Source organism: Aliiglaciecola sp. SL4, from assembly GCF_041538045.1.
GTDB lineage: Bacteria > Pseudomonadota > Gammaproteobacteria > Enterobacterales > Alteromonadaceae > Aliiglaciecola.
In genome coordinates, this window is record NZ_JBGOSE010000011.1 from 105,784 (window position 1) to 121,085 (window position 15,302).

A 15,302-nucleotide genomic window follows, 5' to 3' on the forward strand; every position below is an offset into this window, starting at 1 on the left:
ATTTTAAATTGCTGGATTTGAGAGATGTTTATGGCATACTCAAAGCAAGGCGAGCGAGTGCTCAGTTGGTCATGCCGTTAGTACAAGGAAGTTTAAATTTGTTAGAAAACAATATAGAAGGAAGCCTGTATGCCCCCCCTCAAGCGGAATTGGCTAGCTCAGGTTTGGATAATGCCATTGAACGCAATGCCTTTTATGTAGTTTCCTCCAGTAAATTAATTACCTTATCGTTTTGTACCTTTAACCTTTATCTTATATTCTGGTTTTATCGTAATTGGAAGTTACAAAAAGACAACGCTAATTTTCCCTGTATCCCTATTTTGCGGGCCATTTTCAATCTGTTTTTTGTTCACTCTCTGTATGCCCAGGTTAATGACGCTTTGCAGTCAAAAAGTGTTCAAAGCAAAGCTTCTGGTTATATGGCAACACTCTATTTGTTATCCATTTTAGTGTCTGTTTTTAGCAATCAATGGGAGCCCACTGATGAGCAACTTGCCCCCTTTGTATTGGTTTTTTTTGCCACAGTTGCTCTACAAATACTGCCTATTTGGTACGTTCAAGGGCACATTAACCAAGTGTGTGACGATCCTCAAGGGAGACAAAATAGTCAATTAAGCTTGCTCAATTGGGGGTTTATTTTACTGGGTATTGTCTACTGGGGATTTGTGTTTGTGGGAATATTTATGTCTTATCTTTGGCAGTAAACAAGAGTCGATGTGGTGAAAATAGATAATCAAATTAATTTAGAAACCCCAGAAGGTATCGATATACAGCTCACGCCAGCAGGTCTTGGAGTGCGCACCTTAGCCTTCATATATGATTTTCTTATCCGTGTTGTTATTGTACTTGCCGCCATAATCCCATTAACCTTTGCCGGTAACTTTGGCGTGGGGATAATGCTTATCGTGATGTTTTTAGTTGAGTGGTTTTACCCAGTGATATTTGAAGTGATTAAAGGCCAAACACCAGGCAAAAAATCCTTTGGATTAACGGTGGTGTATGACAATGGTTTGCCGATCAATTTTGCTGGTTCGCTGATCCGTAATCTATTTAGAGCGATAGATTTTCTACCGTCATTTTATTTGTTGGGGGGAGCTTGCTTGCTTCTCTCTAAGCGCAACAAACGGGTGGGGGATTATATTGGCGGGACTATGGTGGTTTATCACGAAGCCCCCCAAAGGCTCAGCTATTTTAGTTTTGAAAAACAAAAAAATATAGAACTAACACTCGATGCTGACATGCAAAAATCGATAATTGCATTTGCCGAACGCAGTAAAACCCTGAGTGCTCAGCGACAGCAAGAATTGGCCAATATTTTATCTCCCATTCTTAATGTGCAAGGCCCTGAAGCCGTTAGTCAACTTAAATCCATCGCAGCTAATTTGGTGGGTAAAGCATGAAGCAACATGATTTTATACAATTGCGTCAAAAGCAGTGGGAAGCGTTTGCAGAAGCGGTAAAAGATCCCAATAAATTGCATGAATACGATATTGATCTTCCCCATGCATTTAGACAACTCACCCATGATTTAGCGGTGGCCAAAAGTCGTCTTTACAGTCCGGCTTTAATTTCCCGCTTAAATGATCTTCTGCTGCAAGGTCAGCAATGCTTATACAAACCCAGTAACCGCGTTTGGGCACCGTTTTGGCAATTTGTGAAGTATGATTTTCCCGCCCAGTTACGGCTTATTCGTCCCTATGTTATTTGGGCCCATATCTTATTTTACGGTTTGGCCTTAATTACGTTTTCAGCCACTATCATCGAACCGGAATTTGTGCGGAATGTGATGCCAAACTCTCAGGTAACCGAGTTAGAACAGATGTACGACCCCGCATCGAGAATAGATGAAAGTACCGGAAATTATCGCAACGAAAGAGACTCGGATAGCGACTTTTTAATGTTTGGATTTTATATAAAAAATAATATCTCCATTGCCTTTCAGTGTTTTGTGGGGGGATTTTTATTAGGCTTTGGCACCCTTTATTATCTGATGTTCAACGCCATATTTTTTGGCGCAGTGAGCGCGCACATTGTCAATGTAGGGTTCTCCAGTACGTTTTTTTCCTTTGTGATCACCCATGGTTCTTTTGAATTAACCGCCATAGTGTTGTCGGCAGCGGCTGGTGGGGTTATTGGCATGCATATTATCCGACCTGGACAGTTGTCTCGTACCGCAGCCTTAAAACACGCGGGGAAAGTGACGTTTCCGATTATCTTTGGGGCGTTTTTAATGTTAGTAGTGGCGGCATTTATTGAAGCCTTTTGGTCAAGTAGTACCTTAGTTCCCAATGCTGTGAAGTACACAGTGGGCACAGTGTGTTGGGTGTGGGTGTTACTCTACACCTTCCCGCGAACCCCTCGTCAGGGCGGGAAAGCATCGTGAATATTGATAATATGACCTTGGAAATTCGCCCTCGCAACAGTTGGCGATCCTTCGACTTAGGTTGTCGCATGGCGCTGCGTTGGTATTCGTCACTGGTCAGTTTCTGGCTGGTGGTAACCTTACCCATTTTCGTATTAGCTTGCGCCATAGATATTGTTTGGGGAGTCGTGGCTTTTTGGTGGTTAAAACCGCTATATGAAAGAGGCTTGTTACATATATTAAGTCGTCAAGTGTTTGGCCAAAGGGTGACAGCCAAAGAGGCCATTAAAGCTTGGCCGCAACTCCTAAAAAAACAGTGGTTTGCCAGTATTACCTGGCGAAGGTTATCGCCCACTCGTGGCTTTGATTTAGCCATTCAACAATTGGAAGGCTTAGATGGTGTGGCGCGAAGTAAACGCCTAAACATCTTACATCGTACTACGGATGATAATACCGCTTGGTGGACATTTATCTGTTTGGGCTGGGAATTGATCATTATTTTCGGTTTAGTGGCACTGATTAGTTACGTTGTTCCGGCTGGCGTTGAGTTTGATTATTGGCAGGCCATCTCAAGTGATGCTTGGGGGATAGAGTTGACCTTTAACCTATTTTCTTACTTGGCTTATTTGCTCATAGGGCCTATTTATATCGCCGGTAGCTTTGCCGCTTATTTAAATCGCAGAGTGATTTTAGAAGGTTGGGATATTGAGATTGGTTTTAAGCGCGCCGTGAACAAAGTTGCCAAACCTGCAATGGGAACCGCAGCCAGTTGTATTTTAGCCTTGATGTTATGTTTTTCACCGGTATCAGAAACTTGGGCAGAAGGTGATCCTCAGGAAGTTTCAGTGCCCCAGTTCGAGAGCGAACAAGAATTACAACGCGAGGACACAGATCCGGCCAACCAACAGAATATTGAATTTGAAAGTGAAGCAAAGGTACAAGCAATATTGGACGCGCCGCCGTTTAATGGTCAAAAAACCGAAACGGGTTATCGATGGGTAGGCTGGGATGACGACGATGAGACAGAAAAGGAAAGTCAGAACTCATCTACTGATTTACCCGCATGGTTAACTGCTGGTTTATTGTTTTTTGCAAATTTTGCCGAAGTTTTAATGTGGTTAGCGTTTGGCGTTGTGCTGCTATTGTTGGTCTATCTGACCAAAGACAATATTAAAGGGTTTTTTAAACAATCCCCCAAACAAGCCCCCGTAGAGGAATTAGAAATGCCTCTGTTTAGTCAGGCCTATCAAGGGGATACCTTGCCTGATGATGTTGCCTCAGAAATGGATCTTTTATTCGATGCTCAGGCTTATCGGAAATTGATGTCGTTAATGTTGATAACCAGTTTATTGGAAATCAGTAAAAAGCAGGCCTTACCTTTGACCAAGTCTATGACCGAACGGGAGTGTCTTGAGGTAATTAAAGCCTCTGTTGTTGGTGAGCGCAGTGAGTTTATGCAGCGACTGGTGGACACTTGGGTTCATTTAGCTTGGGCACATGAATGGCCTGAAAAAACCACCATGCAATGGTTATGTGATAAGTGGAAAACCTTGTTTGCTGAAACTGAGGTGAGCTCATGAGCAGTGCAAACTTGCAGCCAGTAGAAGCTAAACAAACCTGGACAGTCAGGATTTTATCGGCACTGATCATTTTGATTGCCAGTGTGTATATATATAAGGGCTTTGAAACTTACGAAAAAGTAACGGATATCGGCTTTAATGAAGAAGCCCGTAAACAACCCTTTTTAGCGGCCAAGTTGTTTCTCGAACAACAAGGAACAGATGTACAATTACTTGAAGATTATCGTTTGTTGTACGCCAACACTGACGCTGCGATTTTTCCCAATACTGACGACACTATTGTTTTATCAGAAGGTGAAATCGCCCTATCTAGTAGTATCGCTGAGCAATTACTCGACTGGGTAAATTCTGGCGGCCATTTAGTTATCGCCCTTAACGCCAGTCAGGACGCCGATGTGTTTCGCGCTAATTCACTGATTCAACAATTAAACCTCAGTGTTTACTGGTTATCAGAAGAAACAGAATATCAGTTTGTGGCAACAGAGATAATCAATCCTGACGAGCAACCTTTAATGGTCAATCTCGAAACTAGTTATCGCTTGGTGTTACCTGAGGATCCCAATATTTTTTATACCGCAGGGGATATAAACGGTCCTACTTTTGCTCAGATGGAAATGGGCGATGGCCTCATAACCATGCTTACTGATGTCTATATTTGGAATAATTATCAAATCGGTGATGAAGACAATGTGGAGTTATTGGCGCAATTAGGCGGTACTTCATCTAAGGTCTACATTTTTTCTAGTCGTGAATTACCCCATTGGTTCAGCCTGTTATACGAATTTGCTCCCTACTTTATTTGGTTTGCAGCGGTTCTGCTTGCTTTAAGTATGTGGCATTGGTCCATGCGTTTTGGACCTATTTTTCGAACATCGGAAGATACTAGCACACCGTTTTCATTGCACATCAAAGCCGCGGGCGAATTTTATTGGCGACATAAACGTCAACAGGCGTTAATCGAAGAAATTCGTCACTCCGTTATTGTGGCCTTACACAAAAAACGACCAGCAACTAAAAGTGCCGAAAGACAACAATTACTTGAACAATTGACCCAGTTAAGCGGTTGGCCAACAGATACGATTAATTCGTTGATGTTTAGTCAAACACAAATGAATGAAACACAATTTACCCAAAGAATAGCGAGTCTACAGACTCTCAGGAAAATGTTATGAATGACGCTGAATTAGATCCCAATCAATCACCAGAGATCTCCCCACAACCAGCCATAGTTGAAGGGCAAAATGAATCACTAATTGATCAGCAAACACTGAATCAAGCCTATGCACAAATCAACGGCTTAAAAAGTAATGTTCAGCGCTTATTGATTGGCCAAAATGACGTAGTAGAGCAAGTGATTATTGCGTTTTTGGCGGGTGGACATGTATTACTTGAAGGTGTACCAGGACTCGGGAAAACCTTATTAATAAGAGCATTAGCAAAGAGTATTGACCTTGACTATAAGCGGGTGCAATTTACACCGGATTTGATGCCCGCCGATGTCACTGGTCATTCCATGTTAGACATGGCCTCAGGGAAATTTACATTGCGTAAAGGGCCTGCATTTACGCATTTATTATTGGCCGATGAAATTAACCGAGCACCGGCCAAAACTCAGGCTGCCTTGTTAGAAGTTATGCAAGAATATCAAATAACCATTGATGGTCAGAGTATGCCCCTTGAAACGCCTTTTATGGTATTGGCTACCCAAAACCCCATCGACAATGAAGGGACTTACCCTTTGCCTGAGGCAGAGTTGGATCGTTTTATGTTGAAGGTGTTGGTTAGTTATCCTGAACATCACGACGAGATCACCTTAACCAAACTCAATACCGAAAACCAAACCGGTATTGTTAACGCGGCAATTCAAAGTGTATTGAGCAAGCAGGATGTACTAGAGCTTAAAGAACTGGTTAGTCGGGTGCTGATTGATGACAAAGTGGTGGATTATGCTGTTGGGTTAGTGCGGGCAACCCGAGAATGGGATGGAATTGTCCACGGAGCAGGAATTCGAGCGAGTATTGCATTAGTACAGGCTGCTAAGGTGAAAGCCCTTTGTGAAGGCCAAGGGTTTGTGACGCCGGATCATATAAAAGCCATGCTGTTACCGGTTTTACGACACCGCATAATCTTATCTGCAGAGCGAGAAATATCTGGTTCTTCGGCAGAACAAGTGCTTTCGGAAATTATTCAACAGGCGGCATCTCCAAGGCAATGAAACTGATCAGGCTAGCCCCTTCAAAGCGATTACTTAAATGGGTCGCTACACTGTGCGTTATCGGTTTGGTATTGCCAATTGTCATCTATTTTAATGGTTTAGGGCAGTTTTCTGGCTTACCAATGGCGTTGGCTTTAGTTGCAATTGCATTAGTGGGATACGACTTAATCATCAGCCGTCATGCTCCCCAAGTGGCGGTGAAAAGAGAAGTGCCTAACAATTTATCGGTGCACATGCCGCAAAATGTAAGCATTGCCATGGCCAACCGCGGGTATCGGAATTTGAATTTGCAATGCAGTGAAATTGTCCCTGAACATTGGCATTGTTCTAATAATTTTCACCGCTGCCATTTAGAGCCTGGTCAAATCGCTGAGTTTGAATATCAGGTCACACCCAGCAGAAGGGGACCTTCGCAAATTAGCGCCACTGAAATTAAAGTCGAATCTAGGTTGGGCTTTTGGGATTTTGTGTACTGGATAGAACATGTTAGCGAACACAAAGTCTTTCCTAATTTCACCGCCATTTCAGACTTGGCAGGTTTACATGGAAGTGTGAATCTCACTCAGGCTGGGTTAAAGAAGTTTAATAAGCGCGGCAGTGGCATGGATTTTCTGCAATTGCGAGATTACCGTGAAGGCGAAAGTATCAAGCAAATAGACTGGCGCGCCACTAGTCGATTTAACAAACTGATTTCACGGGAGTATCAGGAAGAAAAAAATCAGCATGTCATTATTATGCTCGACTCTGGCCGACGTATGCACGTGCAGGATGATGATCTGAGTTATTTTGACCATGCCCTTAATTCACTGATCATGTTGTCATACACCGCATTAAAAAATGGCGATAACCTAAGTTTGCAAAGTTTTGGTAGCGAATCTCGTTGGTTAAGTCATGTGCGTGGTGCGCAAAATGTTAGTAAAGTTATGCAGCATTTTTATGACCTATATCCTCAAAAGATTGCCAGTGATTACCTAAGCGCAGCACAGGAGTTGTTAGTCAAACAACCTAAGCGGGCATTGATACTCTTAGTTAGTTGTCTGCGAGATGAAGATTTTGACGATTTACTTAAAGCGGTAGAATTACTCAAAGGCAAGCATTTAGTTGCGGTGATCAGTATCGAAGAACCCATCTATAAACAGATAGATGATCACTCTGTAGAAACTTTCGAGGACGCCATTGTATATGCGTCAGCCCATAAAATTAAAAAGTCCATAGATCGTAATGTTCAACGGCTAAAACGAGAAGGCGTGATTTGTATCAATGCACCAGCTTCCCACCTAACACCCAATGTGCTAAACACGTATTTGAGTATTAAGAAGGCCGGTTTACTGTAAGACTTACCTTGATTATATTGCTTTATATCACCCGAGAATAGCGACCTATTTGCTGATTCTTAATATAGGCATCAAAGCTCATACAAATATTACGGATCAGTAGCCTAGCTTTGTCTTTAACGACAATTTTCGTGGCTGAGTTTTCAATTAGATTATCTTCCTCAAATGGCTGTAAAGCACGCAAACTGTGCTTGAAATAATGGTCAAACTGGATGTCATACAGGTTTTCCACTTGGGATTTATCTAGGGAGAAGTTACACATTAATTGGCTAATAACGAAGCCTCTTATTTGGTCATCAAGGTTTAATTTGACGCCTTTGTGAACCGCACTATGGGTTTCATTTAATCCTTGATAATACTCGCCTAATTGTTTGTAGTTTTGACTGAAACAATCGCCGATATTGCTGATTGCGGACACTCCAAAACCAAGTAGATCACAATCTGCGTGGGTGGTGTAGCCTTGAAAATTACGGTGCAGTTTTTGTTGCTTTTGCGCCTTGGCTAGTTCGTCATTTGGTTTAGCAAAATGATCCATACCAATCATGTTATAACCTGCATCTAGAAAACGTTCAATTGCTAACTTCATCAGTTCCAGTTTTTGATTTGCATTAGGCAGCCACTCATCACGCAGTTTTCGTTGGGCAGGAAAGCGTTCCGGTAAATGGGCATAACTAAACAGAGATATTCTTTGCACACCCATTTGAATTACTTTATCAACAGTGCGTTCAAATCGTTCTGGGGTTTGATGGGGAAGCCCATAAATCAGATCTAAATTAACTGAGTTAAAGCCAATTTTATTTGCTCGTTCAACAATTTGTTCGATCAATTCTGTAGATTGCACCCTATTTATAGCTTTTTGCACCTGGGGATCAATATCTTGAACACCGATACTGAGTCGGTTAAAACCAATATTAGCAAGGTGGTCAATGTAATCTAAGGTTAAGTTTCTAGGGTCTATTTCTATACCAATCTCTACGTCTTCGCTAAGTTTGAAGTGACTTTTCAATACCGCTATTAAGTTTGAAAGCTGTTGTTTGCTTAAGAAACTTGGGGTACCTCCTCCTAAATGAATTTGACGAACTACGTGCTTCTTAAACAACTCCTGACGCTGAGTAATTTCAGCCAGTAAATGAAACATATAATCCTCCGCCTTTTCTGGGTGGCGGGTGACAACTTTGTTGCATCCACAGTAGTAACATAGACTGTGACAAAAGGGGATATGAATATAAAGTGACAGATCCGTATTCGGTGAAGTCTTTACCGCTTTGATTAAATCATCATTGTAAAAAGATTCACTAAAGGACAATGCCGTAGGGTAGGAGGTATAACGTGGCCCATTTGTGTTGTATTTTTCAAGTAAATTGGGGTCGAAGAATCGTTTTGAGTTCATGGTGTAATTCGCAATAATCATTTAGTTATTGCAGTTTAGTTTTTTTACATTTGAGCTTTATTGATCTTGCGCAATATTTTGCCAACTTGAAAATTGTGGTTAAATTGGCAAGGGAGTAAAAGTGAAAAATGGCAGATTAACTGCCATTTTTATGCCTATCAAATGATTAAAACTTTAACGTTCACGGTAACCAAAAAACTTATTCGCTATAATTTCCTCAGCAACACTTTCGGGAACTGCACTTTCCCACTCCCCGCGACCTAAGGGTAGTTGCCTCAATAAATCTCGGGAATAGATTGAAAATAATTCGCTATCACTGCATTCAATTCCGGCAAGGAAACCATTTTCCAGTAGATGTCGATAAAGGAAGCGTAGATGCTCTGGAACTTTTACCAAGGTGAAGTCATTGAGTTCGCCATTTTCATCTATCTCTGGATAGATATACATGCGGGTATTGTCCGGAAACAGTTTTCCGAAGCCTTCCATTATTCCGCCTTCAACACCTTTATAGCTGGCTTCATCAAAAATCTGTTTGATATTTACCATACCCACCACAATGCCTATTTGCATCTTGGTGTATTGACGGAAATAAGCTCGTAACGAGAAATAACGAGTATAGTCTGACACCATCACGTTATAACCTAAAGAGTTAAGCAGTTGTACTCGCGCGACTATGTCTTTTTCAGGCATTTGCGCGTCATTCCCTTTCATATCATTTAAGGATATTTCTGCAATGACCGCTGTATTCGATTTATCCACACCTTTTAATTCGTAAAAAGATGTTTGGCCTTGTTCAATCATATCGACATTGAGCTTAGTTACTGGCCTGAATGAACCTCGAATGGTGAGAATATTCTTTTTGTACAGCAGTTCTGCTGGGATCGCCACACTTCCATCCGGTTTGAACATGACTGCGCGGGTTTTCCAGCTGCGGATCAGGTGCAAATTTTTAATTCGATTATCTGCATCAAGGAAGTAGGGGCCTTTGAAGTCGATAAAGTCAATTTCAACTCGATTGGGTTTCATGTTATCGGTGAGTGAATCGATAATCATTTTTGGATCTTCAAAATAGAAATAAGCAGCGTATATTAAATTCACACCAATCACGCCTAATGCTTGTTGTTGCGCTTCTGCATTATCATCAAGCATACGCACATGGACTTTAATATCAGAAGGTTCTGCACCAGGGTACATTTGAATACGAACCCCTAGCCACGCATGACATTCGTTTTTGCGGCCAAAACTTTTCGCTGCCACCGTAGCTGCATAAGCAAAATAACGTGAACTTTTAGAGCGAATATTACCTACTCGATCGACAACTAAGTCGAACTCTTGTTCCATCATCGCTTGAACACGGGCTTGACTCACATAACGCCCATCTTGTTGCACTCCGTAGATAGCATCTGAAAAAACCATGTCATAGGCTGACATAGTTTTTGCTATTGTCCCGGCTGCTGCACCAGCAATAAAAAATTGTCTGGCAACCTCTTGCCCAGCGCCTATTTCAACAATAGTCCCATATTTTTTTTCGTCGAGGTTAATTCGTAGTGCTTTTTGACTAGTTGATCTAGAACTGACTTGTTTATCCATTGATTTTACCCCAACTGATGTGCTTCTCAGAAGAATAGTAGAATATCCGCAAAAAGAGTTACAGAGAAAATTTGTATTAAATAACTGAAACTTACATCAGTACTTTAGTTTTAGTGTGAGTATAAGGACATCGAAAATAGCAAAATTGGAAATCTCGCTTAAACTTAAGGTGGATTATTTATGGAGGACACCATTATGAAAACGCTTAAAATGCTATTAGTAATGAGTTTGTCTTTTGCCTTAATTGCATGCAGTCCACAACAGGCAAAGTTGTCAAGTCAAACATCTGAAGAACAACCCTTGAAAGAAACTGAACAATCCGCTGAGAACAACGTTGAATATCCATCTTGTTCATATAGTTTAGGCTTTGATGTCTGGGAACCTTACCAGTATATCAACGTTGATGGCGAGGTAAGTGGCGTCGATATTCATATTGTCACTGGAGTGCTAAATGAAATGGGTTGCTCTGTATCTTACGTGCAAGGCACTTGGGTATCCTTATTGGAAGATTTGCGCTCGGGTAACGTCGACATACTTATTGGCGCGTCTAAAACCCCTGCACGGGAAGAGTTTGCGTATTTTAGTGAGCCTTACCGCACCGAACAGTTTTCTTTATATATACGCAATGATGATAAAAAGCGTGCCGCCTATAATGATATAGATGAGTTTATTGCCAATGGCAGCAAAATTGGCGTTGTAGGTGATTACTATTACGGGCCACAGATCACCATTTTGCAAGATAGTAAAGCGTCATCTAAGAACTTCGTAAGCAGTATAATGGGGGAATTAAATATTGCTCGATTACTCGATATGGATATTGACGGGTTTATAGAAGATAGTTTTGTGGGAGCATCAATGTTGCGTAGAAAAGGGTTAGATAACTACATTGTTGAACATGGCTTTACAGTCACTACTGGAGATATTTACGTCATGTTTAGTCAATCTAGTGTATCAGAGGCAGATGTTCAGAAATTTAACTCTGCATTAGATGACTATGTGCAAAAGGATAGCTACAAACAAACGTTGCATAAATACAGTAGATAACAGGATTTATTTTCAAAATGTGCTAGCTCAGCGAGATTTTTTACGGTCATTGTCAAGAGTTCTGTGCATTTCCACTATTGTTTTGGTATAAGAACCATTGAAACTGAGGCGTGGAATAATAATGGAATTAAATTTAAATGAATCTGCTGTTGAATTGATTCAATTGTCACTGGCACCTGTGTTTTTGATAGTGGGTATGGGGCAAATGATGAATGTGATGACCGGCCGTTTAGCTAGAATTATTGATCGGGCTCGTTACTTTGAACGAATAGGTGATGTTGACCCTTCTAAGATCACCGAAAAAGCTAAAAACGAGCTCAAAGCCCTGCGTCGAAGAATGCGTTTTGCCAACTGGGCGGTTACTTTTTTAACGGCTGCTGCGGTGACTGTGTGTATGGACGTTATTCTATTGCTAATAAATGGATTAACTGTGGTGAATTTAGATACCACTATTATTTCCATGTTTATTTTAGGCATGATACTGATCACGGGTGGGTTAATCTCATTTTTCCTAGAAGTCAGTGTTGCTAACGCTTCCCTCAAAATTCCATCATATAAAGATTATTAAAATCGCCCTGTTAATCTGAGTTAACAGGGCTTAGGTTTCTCCAATTAACGACTGTTATCGAGCTTGAGAAGGATGTTAATGGCTTTGTGATACCTCTTCTGGCTCTTCTAGCCCTTCTGCTCGAACCACCGGATAGCCTAAATTCATCCAACCAAAGATACCTTCATATAACACAGCGGTATTGGCATAACCTGCTTCGTTAAATTTATCCATTACGTACTCTGCTGCTGCGCGAGGGCAAGAGCAGTAACCTACAATCAATACATCCTTGGGCATTTCTCCCACGCGACTTTGGATATCAGAATAATAAGGAAAAGGTACTGAACCGGCTAAATGAGCCCGTTGCCATACTGACGTCACTCGAGTATCTATCAATACCATACGCTTTTTCGCTTCCATGGCAGCGTGTAAGTCTTTAGAGGATACATATTTTCCTTGGTCCAATTCAAAATTAGGATCTTCCCCTTGTGGATTAATTACATACTGATCCGGTGTAGGTAGGGCTTTTAAGGGGACTTTGCTAATTTTAGCATCACTGGCCTTACTGCGAATAAAGGCGGTGAGGTTATCAATATCGTGTTCTGTTAATTTGTCAGAAAACCCTAACATAGGAGTATCTTCGCGGCCTTTTTCAATGGCATAGCGAATAAATTCGTCTTTGTTGTGGGCTAAAAATGAGGGGGTAAAAAGAGCAGGCGCAGTGATGCCTTCACCATTTTCACCATGACAACTGGTACAGTTTTGTTTATATAAAATCTCACCTTTTTCAATATCTCCATTGACCGGGTTTTCACTAAGCTTGACTCTTTGTGCCCCTGATTGCCAAAACAACCAATAGGTTAAGTCCCACGTTTCATCCAACGTCATAGGACCGCCTACTTCATCTAAATAGCCACCCATGGCGGTTCCGTGTCGTCCATAGGACATGGGGCGTAATATTGAATGAGGTACACCAGATTCGAATAGACTCTTACTGCGTAGGGAGGGGGCGTGATCATTTTTATGACCTTCGCGATCATCGCCGTGACATAAAGAACAATATTTTTGGTAATTGCTAGCCGCCACTTTTGCTTGTTCGCTAGTCAGTTTGCGGGGGGGATCTTGTTTCTTATAAACACGTTCGGCATTTGCTGCACAACAAATACTAAAGCTAACTAACAATATCCATATTAATCTAGTTACTTTTTTCACGACAACATCCCTTTATTTAGGTTTGAAGGATTATTTAACGCTTAAATTGGTTTTTTAGCAATTAAATATCGGTTAACTGGTCTATAGACAAGTTGAATTTTGGTGTCCAGATATGTGTCTGCCAGAGGATGTCACTATTTAATTGTTGTTTTTTTAAGGTTTGCAAATGACCGTAAGCATTTGCAAAGGGTAAACTTAGTTGCTTTTAAGGTGTGGGTTTCGAGATCAGTGTTTTTAATGCAGTTAATTAACTATCTGATTGACTTGAACTTTATTGTTAAGAGAGAATGAAGAGTGAATCAAATAAAAACTAAAATTAAAGATTATTAGGGAAAATAAATGAGGGAATTAGTTAAAACGTTCGTGGTCCTTAGCAGTTTAATCTTATGTGCTTGTTCGTCGCCTTATACTGTTGTAACCACTGAACAACTCGTAGAACAAGACGATCAGGTGATGCTACTTGATGGGATTAAAGTGAGTTACCTAATATCTTCTGAGAAAGTGGCTCTGAGTAACTTTAGTGGGGAAAATAGTCGATATATTGATACTAATACTGCTATTGATATTGTTGAAAATGGTGGTGTCACCGTTTTTGATGCGCCGCTGTATATAACCAACTTAGCTGATTGTTATAAAATTGACTACAGACCATCGTCAAATTCTAGCGAACGTTCGGAAAAAGACACTACGTATTTTGTTAAGTTCAGCAAAACCAATGTTCCTAAACTGTATATATTGAACCTACTCAAATCTTGCTCTTCAAATGATAGTGAAACCAGAGAATTTAGCTATATGCCAGTGGTTTTGGAGAATGACATAGCGACCTTTGCCACTTTTTCCGATAAGGAGATAAAGAATTTAACATGGGATTGGTACAATGGCTTAAATGTTGTGCAGCGTTTTTGGTTCGGGGTGAGTAAAAACGACTCAACCGATGATGATGAGATCAAGCAAAGACCACTGATTTTTGAAAATGCGCGAGGGCTGGAAGCTGTTATGGAATACGTTTATTATCATCAACATGCAAGCTCCTTAGTGAAAGTGCAGTTGGGCGAAGGTACTGATGAGCAACGAACTTTGTTTAATAAATACTCTCGTGCTAACCAGAGGATGAAAGCAAACCAATAAATTAGCAAAAAGTATAGATTAGAAAAATGCCTTGTAAAGAGGCATTTTTATGGGCTAACAAGGTCGTTTTTGCTAATCATATAACGATGGTTTGGTCCCCTACATGATTAATCGCCTCACTAGCGTCGACTGTTATTAACATTAGATCTTTAAGGTGAACTGAACCAGCAATCGCTGATGCCAATAACGGACAATCAACACTGATTATCATGCCTTTTGCTAGGATGATATCTTCACTCTGTGCACCAGAGTTTTTACCCACATGATCTGTATGGTAAAGACCTAGGCTATGAAGTGAGCAAGAAACAGCGTAATTCCCCCTAATTTTTGCATAGTTGCTTGCCCCAAAGCGGTGATCCCAGAAAACTTTATTCTAGATTTAAAGCAAGCCTAAGGGAGTCTATTAAGAACGATTAACCATCGCGAAAGGGGGACATCAAATACATCATCACGAATGCGATCCACTATCATAAACACGCCAGTGTTACCGCGTTTAGTCGCTTCAGCGTTTATCGGCTAGGCACGACGCAAATGTGCAATTTCTATATCAGATTTAACCGGACGTATACCTTTAAGTGCGTCATCGGCATCTGTGATCGAAACATCGGGTAAAGTTGTCGAGATTAATTCCCAATGGGGGATGTTGTTAATTGCCACTCTAGCTTTGATCAGGCCAAGGACGCTAAATGCCTTTTTAAATGCCGCTCCAGCGCCAATGTATGCACCATATTCTTTTGCTGTTTGTGGTGTTCGAATTGCTCGTCTGGCTTCTATAGCTCGGCTTAATTTGATACGGGATCCAGAAAGTGGTGGAGCCGTTGAGAAATCTTAATTCAAAATGAAAGTAAATCATTCAAAATGAAGGATTGTACTTGGTTTGATATTTAAGGGGTGTTGTTA

The 15,302-nt window shown here is 41.0% G+C and carries 15 protein-coding genes; 10 read left to right on the forward strand and 5 right to left on the reverse strand.

From position 1 onward, the window contains the following. The first annotated feature begins 8 nt into the window (after positions 1-8). From AB6T38_RS15195 to AB6T38_RS15225, 7 genes are read left to right on the forward strand one after another with little or no spacing between them, the layout of a single operon-like run. A complete protein-coding gene (locus tag AB6T38_RS15195; protein ID WP_372548109.1) occupies positions 9-704 on the forward strand; it encodes a hypothetical protein in 696 nt (231 codons plus the stop codon). A 15-nt stretch (positions 705-719) separates the two neighbouring features. Next, positions 720-1,400 (forward strand): RDD family protein, encoded by a 681-nt coding sequence (locus tag AB6T38_RS15200; RefSeq protein ID WP_372548110.1) that lies wholly within the window; start codon positions 720-722, stop codon positions 1,398-1,400. After that, positions 1,397-2,383, forward strand: coding sequence for a stage II sporulation protein M (locus tag AB6T38_RS15205; RefSeq protein ID WP_372548111.1), 987 nt, complete (start codon positions 1,397-1,399; stop codon positions 2,381-2,383). Before AB6T38_RS15200 ends, AB6T38_RS15205 begins: the two co-directional genes overlap by 4 nt. Then, on the forward strand, positions 2,380-3,942 hold the full coding sequence (locus tag AB6T38_RS15210; protein WP_372548112.1) for a hypothetical protein: 1,563 nt from the start codon (positions 2,380-2,382) through the stop codon (positions 3,940-3,942). Before AB6T38_RS15205 ends, AB6T38_RS15210 begins: the two co-directional genes overlap by 4 nt. Beyond that, complete coding sequence (locus AB6T38_RS15215) at positions 3,939-5,114, forward strand: DUF4350 domain-containing protein (protein ID WP_372548113.1); 1,176 nt, start codon at positions 3,939-3,941, stop codon at positions 5,112-5,114. The genes AB6T38_RS15210 and AB6T38_RS15215 overlap by 4 nt, the downstream gene beginning before the upstream one ends. Beyond that, positions 5,111-6,157 (forward strand): AAA family ATPase, encoded by a 1,047-nt coding sequence (locus tag AB6T38_RS15220; protein ID WP_372548114.1) that lies wholly within the window; start codon positions 5,111-5,113, stop codon positions 6,155-6,157. The genes AB6T38_RS15215 and AB6T38_RS15220 overlap by 4 nt, the downstream gene beginning before the upstream one ends. Beyond that, on the forward strand, positions 6,154-7,491 hold the full coding sequence (locus AB6T38_RS15225; RefSeq protein WP_372548115.1) for a DUF58 domain-containing protein: 1,338 nt from the start codon (positions 6,154-6,156) through the stop codon (positions 7,489-7,491). Before AB6T38_RS15220 ends, AB6T38_RS15225 begins: the two co-directional genes overlap by 4 nt. Positions 7,492-7,513: 22 nt before the next feature. Here AB6T38_RS15225 and hemN read toward each other — a convergent pair whose 3' ends face one another. Together hemN and AB6T38_RS15235 are read right to left on the reverse strand one after the other, a co-directional pair. Then, positions 7,514-8,881: an oxygen-independent coproporphyrinogen III oxidase gene (gene hemN, locus AB6T38_RS15230; protein WP_372548116.1), complete on the reverse strand. Its 1,368-nt coding sequence runs from the start codon at positions 8,879-8,881 to the stop codon at positions 7,514-7,516. A 174-nt stretch (positions 8,882-9,055) separates the two neighbouring features. Continuing rightward, positions 9,056-10,471: a TonB-dependent receptor gene (locus tag AB6T38_RS15235; RefSeq protein WP_372548117.1), complete on the reverse strand. Its 1,416-nt coding sequence runs from the start codon at positions 10,469-10,471 to the stop codon at positions 9,056-9,058. Between the two features lie 195 nt (positions 10,472-10,666). Between AB6T38_RS15235 and AB6T38_RS15240 the strand changes: the two genes are divergently transcribed. Continuing rightward, positions 10,667-11,515: a substrate-binding periplasmic protein gene (locus AB6T38_RS15240; RefSeq protein WP_372548118.1), complete on the forward strand. Its 849-nt coding sequence runs from the start codon at positions 10,667-10,669 to the stop codon at positions 11,513-11,515. Positions 11,516-11,636: 121 nt separating this feature from the next. Then, positions 11,637-12,083, forward strand: a complete 447-nt coding sequence (locus AB6T38_RS15245; protein ID WP_372548119.1) for a DUF2721 domain-containing protein — start codon at positions 11,637-11,639, stop codon at positions 12,081-12,083. A gap of 75 nt (positions 12,084-12,158) precedes the next feature. On the opposite strand, the gene AB6T38_RS15250 is transcribed toward AB6T38_RS15245, so the two are convergent. Then, on the reverse strand, positions 12,159-13,274 hold the full coding sequence (locus tag AB6T38_RS15250) for a c-type cytochrome (protein WP_372548120.1): 1,116 nt from the start codon (positions 13,272-13,274) through the stop codon (positions 12,159-12,161). 339 nt (positions 13,275-13,613) lie between these two features. On the opposite strand from AB6T38_RS15250, the gene AB6T38_RS15255 reads away from it, so the two are divergent. Further along, entirely contained in the window at positions 13,614-14,402 is a 789-nt protein-coding gene (locus AB6T38_RS15255; RefSeq protein ID WP_372548121.1) for a hypothetical protein, read from the forward strand. Positions 14,403-14,478: 76 nt separating this feature from the next. On the opposite strand, the gene AB6T38_RS15260 is transcribed toward AB6T38_RS15255, so the two are convergent. Both AB6T38_RS15260 and AB6T38_RS15265 read right to left on the reverse strand, forming a co-directional pair. Next, entirely contained in the window at positions 14,479-14,664 is a 186-nt protein-coding gene (locus AB6T38_RS15260; RefSeq protein WP_372548122.1) for a hypothetical protein, read from the reverse strand. A 254-nt stretch (positions 14,665-14,918) separates the two neighbouring features. Next, entirely contained in the window at positions 14,919-15,059 is a 141-nt protein-coding gene (locus tag AB6T38_RS15265; RefSeq protein WP_372548123.1) for a hypothetical protein, read from the reverse strand. Between the last annotated feature and the right edge of the window lie 243 nt (positions 15,060-15,302).